This is a genomic window from Comamonas sp. 23 (genome assembly GCF_049601575.1).
GTDB lineage: Bacteria > Pseudomonadota > Gammaproteobacteria > Burkholderiales > Burkholderiaceae_C > Comamonas > Comamonas squillarum.
Map to the genome: position 1 here is coordinate 1,641,111 of NZ_CP187127.1, position 15,455 is coordinate 1,656,565.

General features: G+C 59.2%; 14 protein-coding genes. 6 read left to right on the plus strand and 8 right to left on the minus strand.

What is annotated here, in order from left to right; genetic code table 11:
- Positions 1-53: 53 nt before the first annotated feature.
- The 4 genes from pdeM to ACPEE1_RS07360 are packed head-to-tail and all read right to left on the minus strand — an operon-like array spanning position 54 to position 6,127.
- The gene (gene pdeM, locus ACPEE1_RS07345) at positions 54-758 is read right to left on the minus strand and encodes a ligase-associated DNA damage response endonuclease PdeM (RefSeq protein ID WP_423935752.1); all 705 of its coding nucleotides are present in this window, start codon (positions 756-758) and stop codon (positions 54-56) included.
- The gene (locus tag ACPEE1_RS07350; protein ID WP_423935754.1) at positions 758-3,388 is read right to left on the minus strand and encodes a ligase-associated DNA damage response DEXH box helicase; all 2,631 of its coding nucleotides are present in this window, start codon (positions 3,386-3,388) and stop codon (positions 758-760) included. The genes pdeM and ACPEE1_RS07350 overlap by 1 nt, the downstream gene beginning before the upstream one ends.
- A complete protein-coding gene (locus ACPEE1_RS07355; protein WP_423935756.1) occupies positions 3,381-5,096 on the minus strand; it encodes an ATP-dependent DNA ligase in 1,716 nt (571 codons plus the stop codon). Before ACPEE1_RS07355 ends, ACPEE1_RS07350 begins: the two co-directional genes overlap by 8 nt.
- Entirely contained in the window at positions 5,093-6,127 is a 1,035-nt protein-coding gene (locus ACPEE1_RS07360; protein WP_423935758.1) for a ligase-associated DNA damage response exonuclease, read from the minus strand. Before ACPEE1_RS07360 ends, ACPEE1_RS07355 begins: the two co-directional genes overlap by 4 nt.
- 757 nt (positions 6,128-6,884) lie before the next feature.
- Here ACPEE1_RS07360 and ACPEE1_RS07365 point away from each other — a divergent pair.
- The 3 genes from ACPEE1_RS07365 (at position 6,885) to ACPEE1_RS07375 (ending at position 9,647) form a co-directional block, all read left to right on the plus strand.
- Positions 6,885-8,054 (plus strand): reverse transcriptase family protein, encoded by a 1,170-nt coding sequence (locus ACPEE1_RS07365; protein ID WP_423935760.1) that lies wholly within the window; start codon positions 6,885-6,887, stop codon positions 8,052-8,054.
- Positions 8,041-8,268 carry a cold shock domain-containing protein gene (locus ACPEE1_RS07370; RefSeq protein ID WP_423935762.1) on the plus strand — a complete coding sequence of 76 codons (228 nt, stop codon included), beginning with the start codon at positions 8,041-8,043 and terminating at the stop codon, positions 8,266-8,268. The genes ACPEE1_RS07365 and ACPEE1_RS07370 overlap by 14 nt, the downstream gene beginning before the upstream one ends.
- 242 nt (positions 8,269-8,510) lie before the next feature.
- Entirely contained in the window at positions 8,511-9,647 is a 1,137-nt protein-coding gene (locus ACPEE1_RS07375) for an HNH endonuclease (protein WP_423935764.1), read from the plus strand.
- 28 nt (positions 9,648-9,675) lie between these two features.
- Here the strand turns inward: ACPEE1_RS07375 and ACPEE1_RS07380 are convergent, their stop codons facing one another.
- Positions 9,676-10,443: a FadR/GntR family transcriptional regulator gene (locus ACPEE1_RS07380; RefSeq protein WP_423935766.1), complete on the minus strand. Its 768-nt coding sequence runs from the start codon at positions 10,441-10,443 to the stop codon at positions 9,676-9,678.
- 330 nt (positions 10,444-10,773) lie between these two features.
- Complete coding sequence (locus ACPEE1_RS07385) at positions 10,774-11,340, minus strand: fasciclin domain-containing protein (protein ID WP_423935768.1); 567 nt, start codon at positions 11,338-11,340, stop codon at positions 10,774-10,776.
- Positions 11,341-11,598: 258 nt separating this feature from the next.
- Here ACPEE1_RS07385 and ACPEE1_RS07390 point away from each other — a divergent pair, with 258 nt between their 5' ends.
- The 3 genes from ACPEE1_RS07390 (at position 11,599) to ACPEE1_RS07400 (ending at position 13,561) form a co-directional block, all read left to right on the plus strand.
- Positions 11,599-12,171 (plus strand): DUF3455 domain-containing protein, encoded by a 573-nt coding sequence (locus ACPEE1_RS07390; RefSeq protein WP_423935770.1) that lies wholly within the window; start codon positions 11,599-11,601, stop codon positions 12,169-12,171.
- A gap of 65 nt (positions 12,172-12,236) precedes the next feature.
- Positions 12,237-12,815, plus strand: a complete 579-nt coding sequence (locus ACPEE1_RS07395; RefSeq protein ID WP_116925984.1) for a sigma-70 family RNA polymerase sigma factor — start codon at positions 12,237-12,239, stop codon at positions 12,813-12,815.
- Complete coding sequence (locus tag ACPEE1_RS07400; protein WP_423935772.1) at positions 12,812-13,561, plus strand: anti-sigma factor; 750 nt, start codon at positions 12,812-12,814, stop codon at positions 13,559-13,561. The genes ACPEE1_RS07395 and ACPEE1_RS07400 overlap by 4 nt, the downstream gene beginning before the upstream one ends.
- Positions 13,562-13,788: 227 nt before the next feature.
- On the opposite strand, the gene ACPEE1_RS07405 is transcribed toward ACPEE1_RS07400, so the two are convergent.
- Together ACPEE1_RS07405 and ACPEE1_RS07410 are read right to left on the minus strand one after the other, a co-directional pair.
- Complete coding sequence (locus ACPEE1_RS07405) at positions 13,789-14,565, minus strand: ABC transporter permease (protein WP_116925797.1); 777 nt, start codon at positions 14,563-14,565, stop codon at positions 13,789-13,791.
- A 20-nt stretch (positions 14,566-14,585) separates the two neighbouring features.
- Complete coding sequence (locus ACPEE1_RS07410; RefSeq protein ID WP_021027056.1) at positions 14,586-15,416, minus strand: ABC transporter ATP-binding protein; 831 nt, start codon at positions 15,414-15,416, stop codon at positions 14,586-14,588.
- Positions 15,417-15,455: the final 39 nt, after the last annotated feature.

Consider the following 15,455-nt stretch of genomic DNA (forward strand, 5'->3'; position numbering starts at 1 on the left):
GAATGCAGCGCCCGTTTGAGAGAAAGAGGAAGCTGGCGATCAGCAAAGTGCCATCAATACACCGCAATCGGCGCGGTGCCTTCGCCGGCAAACAGCCAGGCATGCAGTGGCTGCACCGCCATCGGCCCCGAGCCGGTGAACTCCGAGAACGCCGGCAGGTTCAGGTAGGGCGCAGAGTAGGCCAAGCAAGGCAGGCGCTTGCACAGCTGTGGCACGCGCATGGCAGGGTGGATATGGCCGTGGATATTGAGCGCAAAGTGGTGCACGCCCGGGCCCATGGGCTCATGGCTCATCAGCACCTGGTGGCGCACCAGGTGGGTGTGCACGTCATCGAGCAGCAGGGCTTCGGTCTGCAAGAAGCGGTCATGGTTGCCACGTGTCAGGCTAAATCGGGTTTTGAGGTTGGCGCGGCGCAGGTTCTGCCACAGCTGAAAGGTGTCTTCGCCAATAAAGCGGCCATGCACAAAGTCGCCCAGAATCACCAGCTCCTGGGGCTGCCATTTCTGCAAGACCTGGTGCAGGCGCAGCAGGTCTTGCCGTTGCACTTCCAGCGGCACGGCCACGCCCCGGCGCCGGAAGATATCGCTCTTGCCCAGGTGCAGGTCGGCAATGATCAGCAAGCTCTCCTGGGGCCAGAACAGCGCCCGCTCTGCCAGTACCAAAAACTCCATGCCGGCAATGCTGGCGGCAACATGGTCCTGGGGCGAGGGGGAGACTTGAATTGGGGAGAAGAGCTGGGCGGAATGCGTACCTGCCATTAAGAACGGTCCTCTGGTTGCCGGGAGCGGCGCGCGCGGCGGGCCGCTCCCTGGGTCGGGGCGCCCGGGTGGGCGGCCTGTCGGGGGTGAGTGTCGCCAAGGCTTTGGCGCTCTTGCTGCGCGGCCATGCGCCGCACCTTGTCCTGCCAGGTCTCATTGCTGAGCTGGCCACGAAAGCTCTCCGCCCACAGCCCAAACGAGAACGGCGTGTGTTTGGCCGGAAAGCGCAATGCGATCTGCCGCCCTGCAATGCTGGCCAGCAGCCTTTGCATCGTTGGCAGGTGCAGCTCCTGGTCCAGCGCCTCTTGCCGGGCCTGGCGCAGCAGCAGGTGCTCGGGGTCATACTTGCTCAGCACATCAAACAGCAGGCTGGCCGAGACCTGCAATTGCCGGTCGCTGGCGCGGCTCTTTTTGCCCGGCACCTTGGACTGCACCAGGCCGGCAATCTGTGCAATTTCCTTGAAGCGCTTGCGTGCCAGCTCGCTGAAGTTCACGGCAGAGCGCAGATCGGTATCCAGCCCGTCGAGTTGAAATATCTCTGACCAGTCCACCGCATTCGCATCGATGGGCAAGGTGGGCTGGATCATCAGCCCAATCTCATTGCAGGCCCAGGCAAAGGTGTTGGGCTGGATGTGGGCCAGGCGCGTGGCAATCAGCACCGCCAGCCCCTCATGCGCCACGCGGCCGGCAAAGGGATAGACAAACAGCGGCGCCGTCTTGCCCGCCTGGACTGTTTGTGTTTTGCCCACCTGCTCGATCAGCAGCTGGCCCGCACCCGGCACCAGCGAGCGCTGGCTTTGCAGCTGCAGCAAGGGCTGCAGCCATTGCAGCTCGCGGGCGTGCGGCGCGTCATCGGCGGCAGGGCTGGTAGCGGCGGTGCTCAGCAGCTGCTGCATGCGCTCACCCAAGGATGAGGACATCGGCATCAGCGAGCCGGCCCAGGCCGGCGTCAGCAGGCCTACCTGGGCACTGCGGCGCACCCAGGCGGTGTTGTTCTCCAGCCGCACCAGCACCAGGCTGCGTCCGGCAAAGTTGAATACATCGCCAGCGTTCAGGCGCGCGATAAACGCCTCTTCAACCGAGCCCAGCCGCGCGCCGCGCAGGTACTGCACATTGACTGCGCCATGCGCGGTGATCGTGCCAATCGACATGCGGTGCATGCGCACCACGCCGGTGTTGGCTGGCTGGCACAGGCCATCGGCACAGTGCAGGCGCTCGTACTGCGGGTACTGCACGAGCGAATCGCTGCCATGCTCCAGAAACGCCAGCACGGACTGCCACTGCGCATCGCTCAGATCACGAAAAGCCGCTGTGCGCCGCACCTCGGCCAACAGCTCCGGCGGCCTGAATCCTCCCGCCAGCGCCGCGCTCATCGCATGCTGGCTCAGCACATCAAAGCACAGGCGCAGGGGCTCGCGCCGCTCATACACCTGGGCCTCGGCCAGCTCGCGCACGGCGGCAAACTCGGCCAGGTCCATCGCCTGGGTGGCAACGGCTTCCACATGCACGGCAGCACCAGGCCGGTGCTTGGCACGGCCGGCGCGCTGCACCATGCGGGCCACAGACCGTGCCCCGCCAATCTGGATCACGCGCTCGACTGCCGGGAAGTCCACGCCCAAATCCAGGCTGCTGGTCGCCACCACGCAGCGCAGGGTGCCAGCGCGCAGGCGCTGCTCCACCGACTGCCGTACGCCCTGGTCCAGCGAACCGTGGTGGATCGCCAAGGTCTCGGCATCTTCCGGCCATATGCTCGCCAGCGCCGTGTGCCACAGCTCGGCCTGCGCGCGGGTGTTGGTAAACACAATCGTGCTGGGCGCGCTGAACACCAGCTTGGCCACCTCGCCCAAATTGGCCAGGCCCAGATGCCCCGCCCAGGGCATGCGTGTGCCCAGCTGCGGCGTGATGCTGTGCAGATGAAAAGGCTTGGGCCGCATGTCCTGGACCAATGCTGGCTCCTTCACCTGCCAGGCGCTCAGCAGCACATCGCTGGCCTCTGCCAGGTTGCCAATCGTCGCCGACAAACCCCAGACCTGCGCGGCAGGTGCCAGCGCCTGGATGCGCGCCAGGTTCAGCTGCAGCAGCACGCCGCGTTTGCTGGGCAAGAGCTCATGCCACTCATCCACCACGATGCAGCGCAACTGGCTGAACTGCTCGCGGCTGCGCTCATGGCTCAGCAGCAGCGCAAGCGACTCAGGCGTTATCACCACCAGCTGCGCCTTGCCGGTATCGGTCAACCGCTTGTCGCGCGATGTGGCGTCGCCGGTGCGCATCGCCACTTGCCAATGGGGCAGCACGGCTGCTACCGGGCCGGTGATGCGCTCGCGGGTATCGCTAGCCAGCGCGCGCAATGGCGTCACCCACAGCATGCGCGGGCCATGCGCTGCGCGGCCCTCGGACGTCTCGGCCTCGGCCATCGCCTGCATCAACGGGCCCCCCAGCGCTGCCAAGGTTTTGCCCCGGCCGGTGGGGGCGGATATCAGACCGCTGTGCCCTTCGGCATAGGCGCGCCAGGCCTGTTGCTGGAAGACGGCCGCGCCTATGTCCTGCTCCTTCAACCAGTCGCGCCAGCGCTTGGCCGCGCGCTGCATCGCGCGGCCGCTGGGGGCCGTAGTTTGGTCCAGATCAGCCATCGGCCAGCTCCAGCAAGGCGCTCAATTGGTCGGCATCTTGCGCGGTCTTGTCCTCGCGCCAACGCAAGATGCGCGGAAAGCGCACTGCCACGCCCGATTTGTGGCGGGTGGAGCGGTTCACGCCTTCAAAGGCAATCTCAAACACGAGGCTGGGCGTGACAGACCGCACCGGCCCAAAGCGCTCCACCGTGTGGCTGCGGATCCATTTGTCCAGCCGCAAAATCTCCACATCGGTCAAGCCCGAGTAGGCCTTGGCGACAGGCACCAGCGCATCGCCGCTCCACACGGCAAAGGTGTAGTCGGTGTGCAAGGTGCTGCGGCGGCCGCTGCCGCTTTGCGCATAGATCAGCACCGCATCAATGCTGAACGGGTCCACCTTCCACTTCCACCAGTCGCCCCGGCGCCGGCCTTCCTTGTAGGGGGAGGCCAGCGCCTTGAGCATCAGCCCTTCGGCGTTGCGCTCTGCAGCGCTATTGCGCAGCGGGGCCAGTGCCTCCCAGTCATCAAACGGCAACTGGGGCGATATGCCCAGCGCGGGCAAGTCGGCATGGTGGATGATCCGCTCCAGCTTGACGCGGCGCTGCTCCAGCGGCTGGGAGCGCAGGTCGTCGCGTTCAAACTCGAGCAGGTCGTAAAACAATATGCGCGCTGGCACCGTCTGCATCAGCTTGGGCGAAGGCTTGCGCTTTTGGATACGGCTTTGCAGCGCGACAAAGCCCAGCGGCTTGTTCTGTTCGTAGTCCCAGGCCAGCAATTCACCATCGAGCACCATGTCGCTCGGTAGCAGCGCAGCAGCAGTCTCCAGCTCGGGAAAGCGGCCATCCAGCCGTTCCTCGCCGCGCGACCACAGGTAAGGCGCATGGCCCTGGCGCCGCACCAGCTGCACGCGGATGCCATCCCATTTCCATTCGGCCAGCCAATCCTTGGGGTCGCCCAGTGCCGCTGGCTCTTGCGGCAGCGGGGAGGCGAGGTAGAAGGGGTAGGGCTTGTCCAGCAGCTGCGCGCTGGTGTCCGGGTCCATCAAGGCCTCATAGGCCTGGGCGCTGGGCAGCCATTCGCCCACCATGCGGTGGGCCATATCGGCGGCAGATATGCCCACCAGGGGCGCCAGGCTGTTTTGCAGGCTGCGCTTGTTAACGCCTGCGCGCAGCGATCCGGTCAACAGCTTGTTAAAGACCAGGCGCGAAGGCGTATCCAGCTGCTGCCAGGCCTGCTGTATCGCGCGCTTGCGCTGCTCGGCACCCGCTGCCACCAGCGGCAGCAAAAACTGCTCGGTCCATTCGTCCAGGCGGCTGTCGTTGTCGGGTGTTTTAAAGGTGGCGCCCAGCAAGCTTGCATGCCAAGGCGCGTCGTCATCGGGGGCAATGGCTGTGCTGGGTGCAGCAGTCAGCTCAGGATGGTTGATACCCTGCTTTTGCCAGGCTGCTACCAACAAGGACAAGGTCTCCGCCAAATCGCCCACCTGGCGGTAGCTCTCTTCCACCAGCCACAGTGGCAGGGCGGTCAGCTCGCTCACCCAGCTGCGCAGCTCGGTGGTGGTGGCCAGGCGGTTCTTGCCGGTGTTGACCTTGCCGCCGCTCAGCACATAAACGGCCCAGGTTGCCTCGGCGGCAGTGGCACCGGCAAAGTACTGCTGCAGGGCCAGCTCGCGGTCGCGTGTGCCGGATGCCTCGTCCAGCAACTGGTACAGCGCCACAAAGCGGTTCATTCGGCCGCCTCCTCTTCATCGCCATAGGCGGTGCGCAGCCGCTCCGCCTGTATGCCCAGGCTCTGCAGGTAGGGGATCAGCGCATCGGTATTGCCATGGGTGGCCAGCACTCGCTGGGCGCCACTTTCGGTAATGGTGTCGACGAGTTCCTGCCAATCGGCATGGTCCGATATGACAAAGCCGCGCTGCATATTGCGCCGCCGCCGGTTGCCGCGCAGCAGCATCCAGCCCGAGGCAAAGCCTTGCTCCACCTGTTTAAAGCGCTTGAGCCAGGCGGAATCTTGTGCAGAGGGCGGCGCCAGCACCATGCGGCCGGCAAAGTCGGTATCGGTGGGCACATCGGCCACCATCTCGGTGGCGGCCAGCGCAATGCCCGCCTGCCGGTAAATATCGGTGCCGCGCGCCATCGCGCCATGCAGTAACACGGGCGCATCCAGCTTGCCCGCCAAGCCTGCCAGCACCCGCTGGGCCTTGCCCAGGCTGTAGGCATACAGCACTGCCGCCTTGCCTTGCTCCTTGCAATGCGCCACCCAGCGCTCAATGCGCTCCACCTCATGGGCCATCGTGGGCCAAGCGTACACCGGGTAGGCAAAGGTCGCTTCGCAAATCAGGGTGTCGCAGCGCAGCAGCTCAAACGCCTCACAAGTCGGGTCAGGCTCGCGCTTGAAGTCGCCCGTGAACACCCATACCGCATCACCGTGCTGCACCCGCACCTGGGCCGAGCCAAGGATATGCCCCGCAGGGTGCAGCGATACCTGCACCTCCCCCATCGTGATCGTCTGCCCAAACGGCAGCGCATGGATGTTCTGCTCCCCCAGCCGCCATCGCAAAATTGGTTCGCTGGTTGTGCTGCAGTAGTACTCGCCCATCCCCACATGGGCATGGTCCGAGTGGCCGTGGGTGACGAACGTGCGGTGTACCGGCTTCCAGGCATCAATAAAAAAATCCCCAGCCGCGCAGTACAGACCTTTGTCGGTCAGCGTGATGACGTCAGCGGGTGGGGCGTTGGCAGATGCAGAAGCAGCGAGCATGGGCAAATTCTGCGGCTGCGGGGGAGGGGGTGGGCGTCAGAGTTTGCCTTGTTGGGGTGCGGGAGTGACGGGTATCTCCTTAGTCAAATCGATATGAAGGTGGATTAGCAGGCTAAGAGCACAGGCTCGATCCTGGTGATAGGCATTAGTCAGCGGATCAATTTAATGGTTTACCCTGAAGTCCAAGGGTGAAAATTTAATTTACAAATAGAATAATTTAGATACAATGCGCTCATACCAGATGTTTCGTCTGGGCTGTTTTCCTGTGTTGATCTAGCTTTAGAGAAGTCTGAGTTTTTCTTTTTGGAAAAACGTTCTGTCCAACAGAACTTTACCGGCTCCTTGGGACGTTGTGCCCCCGTCCACCAGACGGGAACAACTGCGCCTGAGGCTCTCTCCTTGAGAGTCGGTTGTTGTGCTAAAAAGTAAATACCTGAGTCAGCTACAAGTTTTTATTCTCTAGGTTTCCTTTCTTGCGTTGTGCAGGTGTGCCGGCTTCCGGTGCACCAAAACAGAAAGGAAACCATATGGCAAAAAAGTCTAAGCACAAAAAATCAAATTTAGGCCGACGCAAGAAGGCTGCAGGAATGGATAAGAACAAGCGAGGGCGAGTTCTTATTAGCAACAGCGCTAGTAGCTGGCTCGGAAATCTGTGGACCTTAATACGGACTATAGATGGCCTTAAATCCATATTTGAATGGGTTGATTTTAGTCAATTCATCTGATGGTAGGTATTTGCGTTTTCAATTTCTTGAAAATGCGTCCTTATTACAATGCTAAGCCAATAGGTTCGCTTGCTGCACTGTCAAAAACATTGCAAGTAGACTTGGGTATACTTCAGAAAATTTCTAAAGAAATTGCAAATCATTATCATCCGCATGTTGTTCCTAAGAAGAATGGTGGTGATAGGGAAATATGCATTCCCAGTAACTATTTGAAAATAATTCAAAAAAGAATTAATAGAAAGATATTTGATAATGTAGTGTACCCTCATTATTTGCATGGTGGTATATCCGAGAGGGACTACGTTAGGAATGCGGCAACTCATTCAGATGCTGAAGTGGTGATATCGTTGGATTTGAAAAACTTCTATCCAAATATTAAAATTAATAAAGTCGAAGAAATCTTTCAATATTTTTGCAAATTTCCCCCTCCTGTTGCGAAATTGCTATCTGAACTGTGTTGCTTTAATGGGGTTGTCCCACAGGGTGGTTGTAGTAGCTCTCATCTGGCTAATTTAATTCTGAATGGTACAGAGTATAAATTGGTTTCAATGCTGGAGAGTAAAGGATATTGCTATACCCGTCTATTGGATGATATTTCAATTTCTACAAAAAAGATAATAAATCAAAATGAAATTGAAAAAATAATTCTAGCCGTTAAAGCCGATCTTAAGAAATGCGATCTAAAGCTAAATAATCGTAAGCAAAAGATTACCTCTAAATCTAATCCTGAAGATTTAATGGAGGTTACTGGGTTGTGGTTAAATCGCGGTAGGCCTAAAGCACATAAAAGTGATAGACGATTGATTCGTGCCGAGGTGCATAGATGTGAAAAAGAAGCTGCAGTCAGTAGGTATAGTGACAGCTATCATGCGTTACATAATAGTGTATCGGGTAAGGTCGCAAAATTAGCTTACCTAAAACATCCTGAAGCTGAGATTTTTAGAAAAATACTTAGATCAATATTGCCTTTGTATGATGTAAGCGCAACTGCATCTATATTCAAACAGGCTACGTACTTGTCGAAATCAAAAATAGATTATCGTAGTAAATTTGTGTATTTTCAGAAGTATTATAAAGTACAGTATAAATTAAATATTCTGATGCGAAGCGATAAATCTAAAGCAATTGAAATTAAAAGAGTGCTGAAAAATTGCCAGCCCCTCGGTAGAAAGGATGATTTACTCTACAATGAATCAATCTGAAGAAAAAAATTATGATACGGGCACTGTGAAATGCTTTTTCCCGTTCAAAGGATATGGTTTTATTACAAGAGAACGAGGCAAGGATGTTTTCTTTTTTTATAAAAATGTGAAAAACGAAGCTCATATCTTCGAAGGTGCTAAAGTTAAATTTCAGACTGATAAGAATGTAAATGGCAAAGGTCCGTTTGCAATTGAAGTCGAAAGAATTGGTTAACGACCGCAATTCTTTATTGTCATCTATACTTTGATGATATGAATCAATGGCTGAGCTTTTAACTGATTAACCTATTTTTGAAATTTTTAGAAAGTATGGATTTGTAGAATTAATAATATTTTCATTGGGTTGAATTTTAATATTAAATATTAAATCAATTCGATCAAGTGTGAACATTTAATTATTTAATAAAAATATTAAAATAGTGTGTAACACTGCTTCATTTAGCGGAGCAGGCAATGGTGAATGAGACGATTAGCAGTTTTTTTGAAAGACTCGGTTTCAAACTGCGAAATAACAGGAACTCTTGGGGCGCTGCCTCTAATAGAGCAATCTTGCTCCGCACGTGGGATGACGATCTGAGAAATTTCAACTCAGAGGTGATTGTTTTTAAAAATGACCAGATCCCGAGCCGTGCAAGGCGCCCCGGCAGCATTGAGCGAAAATCACATCTCCGTTCGATCTGGCAGGGGGGTATTGCTGCTTACACAGCAATCGTAGAAACACAATCTGTAGGCGAAAACGGCGCTAGAAGCTTGGGAAAGTTTTCAGCGGAGCGGGTTGTTCCGATTGAGCGTCTTATAGAGGACGGGGACGAGATCCTCGCGGTGCTAGGTAAGCCAGTCGAAGTTGAACGACTGGCGGAGCACATGCAGTGGTACAAGGTTGAGGCCAATGGTGATCTTCTTCCCGAGATGCTCAGTGGGCCAGAGCGAGGTAGCAGTGGCGGCTGGACAGATGACGAGCTAAAAGCAACCGTTGCCAGCTATTCAGAAATGATGCAGTTCGATGCGGACGGAACACCATACGTGAAAGCTCACTACTATCGCGAGCTTTCAAAGCGGTTTGGTCGAGTCGAGGGTGCATTTGAACGCCGCATGCAGAACATCTCGTATTTGCTTGAGTCGCAGGGTTTGGAGCGGCTCCCTGGCCTCAAACCTCAAAGGAATGTTGGGGCAAACGTTCAGCCGCGGCTGGAGGGGTTCCTCGATGGGGCTTTTGGCGAGCTGACCACTCCGCTTAGATTTGCGGAAGAACTGGGGGATACCGCTGGCGTCATCGAAGGTGCCAAGAAGCAGGTGACGGTCAACGCGTATGAGCGTGATTCAACAGCGAAGCGACGGTGTATCAAGCGATGGGGCTGTACTTGCGCTGCATGCGGCTTTGATTTTTATAAGGTGTATGGGGATCTCGGCAAAGGGTTCATTCATGTGCATCACCTCAAACCGATTCATACCCTCGGTGGGTCTTATTTACTAGATCCAGAGAATGATCTACGGCCTGTTTGCCCCAACTGTCATTCCATGTTGCATCGTAAGAAGGAGGTTTTGTCGATTGAGGACCTCAGAAACATCCTTGCACGTGAACGAGAAAACTAGGTCAGTCCAACAATAAGTTGGAGATGGATTACCCCTTCCCCCCCAACAACACCCGAGCCAACCGTTCCCCGTCCTGCCGCCAAAACGCCGGATCCGCCTGCCGGATCCGGTCAATCGCGTTATTCATATGCGCGGTCGCTGCCGCCCGCGCAGCGGCCGGGTCGCCCGCCTCAATCGCCTCCACAATCCGCGCATGCTCTTGCGTCACGGCAGCAGCAAAGTCCTGCCGCCGCGCCTCATTGGCGCGGGTGATGCGCGTGGCACCCGCCAGCACCTGCGACAGGTAATCCAAGGTACTGAGCAGGAAAGGGTTGCCGGAGGCCTGGGCGATGACGCGGTGCAGGGCGACGTCTTCGGCTACGCCGTCTTTACCGTCGGCCACGGCTTTGGCCAATGCCTTGACGCCAGCGCGGATGCGGCGCAGATCGGCGGTGCTGCGGCGGGCGGCCGCTAGTTCTGCCACTTCGGCCTCTAGCGCGCGGCGCACTTCTACGATTTGGATGACGGCCTCTTGCGAGGCGGCGTGGCCTTTTTCCAGATCGAGTGGTTCAGCCCGTTGGGCTTGGACAAACACGCCGCTGCCTTGGCGGGAGGCGACCAGGCCGCTGGACTTGAGGCGGGACAGCGCCTCTCGCACCACTGTTCGGCTCACGCCAAACTGTGCGACCAGCAGCAGCTCTGTGGGCAGGCGGTCACCGGGTTGCATTTGCCCTTGCCGAATGCTGGCCTCCAGCGCCTGGGCCACTTGGTCGGCGAGGGAGTTGGCGGCCTTGACGGGCGTGAAGGAGATCGGCATGCGTGGGCAGGAGAGCTGGTTGCTGGGAGTGGGCGCTGGCTGCTGCCAGGCCGCAAGATGGCGCTTACTGTACTCCAGCCCAGGGGCGCTGCCTGCGCCCTAGGCGCAATGGATGGCTATGCCTTGTGTTTGGCCAAGGGGCAGGCCGCTGTGGATGCGGTGGCTACACCTGCCGCAGCGGAGCGATCTGCTGGCCGCCAGCCTGCATAGTCAAGGCACGCCAACTCCAAAGCCGCAGGCCCTTATTGGCGGCCTGCGGCGCGGTGGTGCTAGGTGGCCGCTGCCCTGCATGCTTTGCAGCAGCTGCGGCCCCATCAGCAGATGCCCGCCTTATTTAGGCAGCAGCACCTTGTCGATCACATGGATCACGCCATTGGATTGGTAGACATCGGGGATGGTGACGGTGGCGGTGCCGCCTTTTTCGTCCGTCAGCATGACCTTGGAGCCTTGGGCTTTGGCGACCAAGGTGCCGCCGCTGACGGTCTTGATGCTGGCCATGCCTCCGCCATCCTTGATCATTTTGCTGATCGCTGCGGCATCCCACTTGCCTGCCACCACGTGGTAGGTCAGCACGGTGGTCAGCATGGCCTTGTTCTCGGGCTTGAGCAGGTTGTCTACCGTGCCGGCGGGCAGGGCCGCAAATGCTGCATTGGTCGGGGCAAACACGGTGAAGGGGCCTGGGCCCTTGAGAGTGTCTACCAGTCCTGCAGCCTTGACTGCTGCCACCAGGGTGGTGTGGTCCTTGGAGTTGACGGCGTTGTCGATGATGTCCTTGGTGGGCAGCATGGGCGCTCCCCCCACCATCACATCTTTGGCGATCGCTGCCATGGTGGTGCTTGCCACCATGAAAGCCATGCCATAAGAGACCAGTTTGCGCGTACTTTGGATCGAGGCCATGAGATGCTCCTTGCGTGTGGATGTTCAGCCGAAAAACGTTGCGGCTGTTTGGAATACGCAGCGGGTGGCGCAGTGGATTCAACAAATCTAGAAATAGCTTTGCAAAGAGGTGAAGCAGGGGAGTGATGCAGGGTGCGCAAAAAAATTTTGCATCCACTGCATCCAAATCTGCCCGAGATTACTAGTACTACTAACAGCACACCAAACAGCGCTGTTTTCACTCTCGTCCTTCTGTCCCCCTCACTTAGGAGAACTCGTATGTTGACCTCTCGCACAGCACCCCGTATCGCCGCCATCGCCACCGCAGTGGCCTCCATCGGCCTGCTCACCGCTTGCGGCTCGATGCAGAAAAAGGAAATGGCTTTCTCGCAGGCATCGCTGCCCGCAACCATCCAGGTGCCAGCGGGCCACAAGGTGGCCTGGGAGACGGTGGGCTCGGGTGACATCACCTACGAATGCCGCGACAAGGCCAATGCCCCCGGCCAGACCGAATGGGTGTTTGTGGGCCCCGATGCGGTGCTGAAGGACCGCGCTGGCAAGACGGTGGGCCGTTACTATGGCCCGCCTGCCACCTGGGAGGCGAATGACGGCTCCAAGCTGACGGCAACGCAGCTGGCCGTGGCGCCATCGGGTGCCGGCAACCTGCCCTACCAGTTGGTGAAGGCCAACCCTGCAATGGGCAGCGGTGCACTGGTGGGCGTGAGCCATATCCAGCGCGTGGCCTTGAAGGGCGGTGTGGCACCGGCTGACAAGCCTTGCACGCCAGCGCAGAAGGGCCAGAAGGCGGTGGTGCAGTACCAGGCTGACTACATCTTCTGGAAGCCTATGTAAGTTTCTGTGCGGTAGCGGCTACACTCGAAGAAGGACGTCTTGCTCCTTCTTCCACCTCAATCTCCATGCCGCCAGCCGCATCTGTGACCGACGACAATTTTGACCATGCCTTGGCGCTAGCAGCTTGCGCGCGTGGCGACCGCCATGCGCTGCAGCGTATTTACGAGCAAGAGTCGCGCTATCTGCTGGGGGTGGCGATGCGCATTGTGCGCAGCCGGGCAGCGGCCGAAGATGTGCTGCACGATGCCTTTGTGGCGATCTGGAGCAAGGCGCACAGTTTTGATGCGGCGCGGGGTGCGGCTAGAGGCTGGATCTATAGCATTGTTCGGCATGCCGCATTGAACCGGGTGCGCAGCAGCGCCCGCGAAAGCACACTGGATGAGCCGACCGCCGCTGCCTATGAGGCCAGCGCCGCGATGGCTGCCTGGCAGGAAGAGGGCGATGCCCTGGACCGCCAGGCCCAGCTGGGCCGCCTGGGCCAGTGCCTCGAAGGCCTGGAGCCGCAGCGCCGTGAATGCCTGCTGCATGCCTATGTAGATGGCTGCAGCCACAGTGAGATTGCAGCGCGGGTGCAGGCCCCGCTGGGAACCGTCAAAGCGTGGATACAGAGGGGCCTGCGCGCCCTGCGGGAATGCATGCAATGAGCGCCGATACCAACCACCAATTGCCGCCCGATGGCGACAGCCCGGACGACCTGCAGACGCTGGCCGGCCAGTATGTGCTGGGCACGCAGGATGCTGCAGAGCGTCGCGCAATCGAAGAGCGCCTGCCGCAGGATGCTGCGCTGCGCGCCGCCGTGGATGCCTGGGAGCAGCGCCTGCAACCCTTGACCACTCTGGCCCCGCCGCAAGAGCCGAGCACGGGCCTGTGGCCGCGCATTACCGCCAGCCTGTGGCCCGCAGCCGAGCCGCAGCGCGCCGCCGCCGCAGTGCCGCGCCGCTGGTGGCATTGGGACAGCCTGGCGCTGTGGCGTGGCCTGGCCGGCAGCGGTTTTGCAGCCGCTGCCGTGCTGGCCGGTGTGCTGGTGCTGGGCGATGCCGCAGCGCCCGCCCCCGCACGCTACTTTGTCGTGCTGGCCGCGCCGCAAAGCCAGGCCCCTGGCTGGCTGGTGCAGGCCCAGGCCGCCGACCGGCTGCGCTTGGTGCCGCTGGGCAGCGATGTGGTGCCGGCCGAGAAATCCTTGCAGTTCTGGACCAAGGCCGATGGCTGGAACGCACCGGTATCGCTGGGCCTGGTCAAACCGGGTGAGGCAATTGAAGTGCCCGTGGACAAGCTGCCACCACTGCAGCCCAACCAGTTGTTTGAGCTGACCCTGGAGCCCGCAGGCGGATCGCCGATTGGCAAGCCGACGGGGCCGATCCAGTTCATCGGCCGCGCGGTGCAGATTTAGAGTCGCTAACACAACCCTTGATACGTCGTTGCCGAACCTTGTCGTACTACTGTACTGCCTGCGGCTCGACGCCTAGTCGGGGACGCCTAGTCTCAATCGCAAACCTTCGGTTTGCTGGGTCGTGTTAGCGACTCTTAGCCGCTGTCACCAAACACCAAGGGACCCTTTCATGGAACGGGCCCCTTTGTTGCGGTTGCTGTGATTCAGCCTGAAAGCTTCGATCCGCTTTAGTGGTTGTTCGCGCCTCGGTGCGCCCATGCGGTAGTCCGCTTCTCAACAAAGCTGAACAGCTCGTACATCACCATCGCCATCGCGCCCACCACCAACAGGCCCGCAAAGGCCAGGCCCATTTGCATGGACGAGCCGGCAGAGATCAGCAGGTAGCCAATGCCTTCGTTGGCGGCGGTCATCTCGGACACGGTGGTGCCGACAAAGGCGAGGGTGATGGCAACCTTGAGCGAGCCGTAGAAATAGGGCAGCGAGCGGGGCAGGCCGACCTTGATGAGGACATCCCAGCGTTTGGCGCCCAGCACGCGCAAGACGTCTTCCAGCTCGGGCTCCAAGGTCGCCAGGCCGGTGGCGATGTTGACCATGATGGGGAAGAAGCTGATCAGAAACGCGGTGAGGATGGCCGGGCCAATGCCGATGCCAAACCACACGACGAGAATGGGCACAAAGGCGGCCTTGGGCAGCGCGTTGAAGGCGGTCATCAGCGGGTAGACGGCGGCGTAGGCCAGGCGCGAGCTGCCAATCAAAAAGCCCAGCAAAACACCGACGACGATGGCCACGCCAAAGCCTGCCATCGTCACCCAGAAGGTGCGCCAGGCATGCGCGGCGATGACGGCGTGGAACTCCAGAAACTGCTGCCAGATCAGCAAGGGGCTGGGGAAGATGAACTCCGACACCTGGAAGGCCGAGCAGATGATTTGCCAGACGATGACGACGGCCGCCAGCAGCAGCCAGGGCGACCAGCGTTCGAGCTTGGGGTTGTTGAGCTTGTACATAAGTGAATGGGCCTGGGCGCTTACTGGTTGATCACGGTGCCGGTCTTGCGCATCGCGCCGATGTGGCCGCGCAGCTCATGCACGATGTCGCTGAACTCTTTCGTGTAGGTCAGCTCCAGATCGCGCGGGCGCGGGATGTCGATATCGCGGCGCACCACAAAGCGGCCGGGGCTCTTGCTCATCACGTAGATGGAGTCGGCCAGGAACACGGATTCGCGCAGGTCATGCGTGACGAGGATGACGTTGAACTGCTGCTCGGCATGTAGATCGCGCAGGATGCACCAGAGCTCTTCGCGGGTAAAGGCATCGAGGGCGCCAAAGGGCTCGTCGAGCAGCAGCATCTTGGGCTCATGGATCAGCGCGCGGCAGATGCTGGCGCGCTGCTGCATGCCGCCCGACAGCTCCCAGGGGAACTTGTCCTCATAGCCCGCGAGGCCCACCTTTTGCAGCAGGCGGCGGGCGCGCTCTTCGTACTCCTGGCGCCGGGCCTTGAACTGGCTGCGGTGGGGCTCGACGATCTCCAGCGGCAGCAGCACATTGTCGACCGTGGTGCGCCAGGGCAAGAGTGAGGGCGACTGGAAGGCCATGCCCGATATCTTGAGCGGGCCGGTGACGGGCTGGCCATCGATGCGGATCTTGCCAATGCTGGGCATGCGCAGGCCGGTGGCCAGCTTCATGAAGGTGGATTTGCCGCAGCCCGAGGGGCCGACGATGGCGATGAACTCGCCACGGCGCACTTGCAGGTCAATGGCTTCGACGGCGAACTGGTTCTTGGCCTGCAACTCGTCGTTGTAAGCCAGCCAGACATCGCGAAACTCAACAAAGGCAGGGTCTTGGAGGGAGGCCGTCATAGGGTGCAATCGTCTTCAAAAGGGCAGGGCGCAGGCTGC